This is a genomic window from uncultured Nostoc sp., assembly GCF_964245445.1.
In the GTDB taxonomy this organism is placed as follows: domain Bacteria; phylum Cyanobacteriota; class Cyanobacteriia; order Cyanobacteriales; family Nostocaceae; genus Nostoc.
Genome location: NZ_CAXTNE010000460.1, coordinates 1 through 3,453 on the forward strand (window position 1 = coordinate 1; position 3,453 = coordinate 3,453).

At 39.4% G+C, this 3,453-nt stretch carries 2 protein-coding genes; one reads left to right on the plus strand and one right to left on the minus strand.

Going from position 1 to position 3,453, the window contains the following annotated elements; genetic code table 11:
• Positions 1 to 57: 57 nt before the first annotated feature.
• A complete protein-coding gene (locus ACFE90_RS37185; protein ID WP_375507241.1) occupies positions 58 to 882 on the minus strand; it encodes an Rpn family recombination-promoting nuclease/putative transposase in 825 nt (274 codons plus the stop codon).
• Positions 883 to 1,153: 271 nt separating this feature from the next.
• Between ACFE90_RS37185 and ACFE90_RS37190 the strand changes: the two genes are divergently transcribed.
• Entirely contained in the window at positions 1,154 to 3,319 is a 2,166-nt protein-coding gene (locus tag ACFE90_RS37190) for a UvrD-helicase domain-containing protein (RefSeq protein ID WP_375507242.1), read from the plus strand.
• Positions 3,320 to 3,453: the final 134 nt, after the last annotated feature.

Here is a 3,453-nt window from a genome sequence, read left to right on the forward strand (position 1 = left end):
AAAAGCCTGAGTTAAAAACTCCGACTTTATCACTTTATAGTTTATCAACACCTGAAATTAATTTCTTTCTTGTTCGTCTAACCAAGCTACTAAATCAGATACTTCTGAAAAGTCTAGTAATCCTTCTGCTAAATCATCTAGCTTTTCAACAGATAGCACTCTAATTCTATCAATCAATGATGAATCTATTTCGCCAAACCGTCTATTAAGCTGGCGTATAATTGTACGTTCTTCACCTTGCTTATCTCCTTTCTGTAAAATATCCTGATAAATTACAGATTCTTGCATAATTTCCTCTCCTAAAAATTGCTGAATTAAATCCTTCTCAAACTTCAAACCTGCTAATATTTCTGTGTAAGCTGCAATATTCTGCCGAGTTTCCCTATCTAAGATTCTAGCAACACTTTGAGCAACCTGTAATAATAACCTTTGGGGTGAATCTGTCTGTGTTAAAGGTGCTAACGGTAATAATGCAGGATTATCTAGAAAGAACGCCGAATCTTGTTCCCACATTCTGACAACACGATAGCGGTGATGTGTCATCTCATTTACATATTCTTCAGTAAAAGCGATGTCATTACGTGTCTCTTGCAAGAAAATCACTACTTGCGTTATTGGAACATCATATTTTCGCACTAACCTAACAAAATAATCCAACATTCGCAAGGGAATGGGAGTATCAGATTTTGCTCCTGTTTGAAATTCCAAATGTAAAATACGATTCTCTGTTTGTAAAAACGTAACAGAATCTGCTCGAATTGGTTCGATGCTTAATTCAGTCTTTAATACTTTGATTTGTCGTGGTTCATGAGGTAGCAGCCAACCCGCAAAATCGCTTGGATATTTCTCTGCTAATATTTTACAAACGTTGTCAAAAGACACTAATTACACCCAAATTTGAGTCAGTATAAGTTTACAGCTTTATGTTTAATAAATCAAAGTTTAATCATAGAAAATTACTATAATTATCAACTAAATATTACAGTAAAAAAATGAATATAATTTAACTTATTGGCATTTTAATCACTTACAGAAAGCAAATCAAAGCGTTCTTAATACCATTCCCAATTACCCATTCTCCATTCAGATTGAGTATAATTTTTAATAGTGCTTAAATGCACCAAATTTTTGTAAGCATAAATACTGATATATCATGAGCTTCGAGATTATCCACAAACCTACCTTCACTAATCAACTCTTGGTTATCCCTAAAGAGTACGTAGTGCAAATATTGGAGAAAATCGAAGTATTGCGGGATGATCCCAAACCTCACGGTAATTTAAAGAAGAAATTACATGGCTATAAGGGTGATGTCTATCGCTTGCGTTCAGGCGACTATCGCATAATTTATACTTTTAGTGATAAATGGGTAGCGTTGCTGGGTGTAGATGCCCGTAAAGATGTATACAAAGGCGATAAGCTAGTTGCTGAAACAACTGATATCGATATCAGCACTCTGCCAGATGTAGAAGCATTGCTGGCTGTAAAACCAACTTATACCCCAAACTTGGTTTTACCTGATACATCGAACACAGAAAGCCCGCTACCCGTGGAAATTACCGAAGATTTGCTTCATAGGTTGCGACTACCAGAAGAATATTGGGCAACATTAACCGCGTGTCGGACATTAGATGATTTAATGGCAGTCAACTTACCAGGTAAGTGGTGCGATCGCATTTTTGATTGTATCGCTGAACCCAATTTTGACCAAGTTCTGAACCAACCCAGCTTTGTTACGGGTAGCACTGATGATTTATTGCACTTCACTGAAGGTGAGTTGCTGGGATTTTTACTCAAACTCAATCCTGAACAAGAAAAGTTCGTCAGTTGGGCAATCAACGCTTCTGGCCCTACACTGCTAAAAGGTGGCCCCGGTACGGGAAAAAGTACTGTTGCACTTTACCGTGTTCGTGCGTTGGTAGAAACACTCCAAGCCAACGGAATCGAAAAACCTAAAATCCTATTTACAACCTATACAAATGCACTGGTTGCGTTTTCTCAACAACTTTTAGCAAGTCTGCTAGGCGAAGACATACAGTATGTTAATGTCAAAACTGCCGATGCAATAATTGCGTCAGTGATTTCCCAAAGTACCGGAAAACCCAATATTGCTTCTGGTGATGTCCTGCGAAAAACCATCAAGCAGGCGCTAATCTACGCAATTGATTCTCTAGAAGGCAACCTACTACAACGTCAAGCGCAAGAACAAACGTTAAAACGTCTGAGTATTGATTATCTCATTGATGAAATTGGTACAGTTATTGAAGCACGCGAAATCAAAACTCTCGAAACTTATCAAGCAACGTCACGAAGCGGTAGGGCAATTTCCCTTAACAAAACGCAACGTCAAGCAATCTGGCACTTGCGTCAACAATTTTACCAGCTGCTAGAAAAACAAGAACTCGAAACTTGGCAGCAAGTCCGTACCCGTGCCTTAGAAACATTACGGGAGATGGATAACCCGCCGATTTATGATGCAGTGGTAATTGACGAAGCCCAAGATTTAGACCCCAATACTTTACGTATTTTAACTCAAGTCTGCCGTCACCCTAACCGCCTGTTCATTACCGCCGATGCCAATCAATCCATATATGGTAGTAGCTTTCGATGGAGTGACGTTAGCCAAGACTTGAAATTTGTTGGACGCACAGGAGTACTGCGCGTTAATCACCGCACCACCCGCGAAATTAACGAAGCTGCAATATCTTACTTGGCAAGTTCGATTTTAGATGATGAGGGAATGGGGAATTGGGAATTGGGAATGGAGAATGGGGAATGGGGAATCGGAGAAATTTCCCGTTCCCCAACTAGAGACTATATCCACAATGGCCCACCACCGGCTGTCCGTGCCGTAAATAATCCAGGGGATGAAGCAGAATTACTGGTACGATTTTGCAAAAGTGCTGCCCGTGAATTTCGGTTGGGTATTAACGCTTGTGCCGTAATTGTGCCGACAGAAAGTGCTGGTACAAAAATAGCTGGTCAACTTTCATACTTAGGTTTAGAAGCGCATTTCATGTCTAGCAAAGACTTGGACTTAAATAAACAAGGTGTTAAAGTTATTACGCTCAAAGCTGCGAAGGGGTTAGAATTTCCGATTGTAGCGATCGCAGGATTTTTGGATGCAACCTATCCAACAATTCCCAAAGGTACACCAGAGGATGAAATTACAGAAATGTTAGCACGCGATCGCCGGACTCTATTTGTTGCTATGACTCGCGCTATGCGGGCATTGTTGGTTATTGTTCCTGCAAGTAACTCTTCTCTCCTCTTGGAAAAATTTGATTCTCAATTGTGGAATCTTGGGAATAGGGAATAGGGAATGGGGAATAGAATAATTATTAATATTTAGTGGGTTATTACTTTTATCAGCAATATGGAAATTATTAAGCTTCCTTCTGTACTTCCAGGTGAATTGGATTTACTAAATATCAATAAAGAACTGCGGGAACA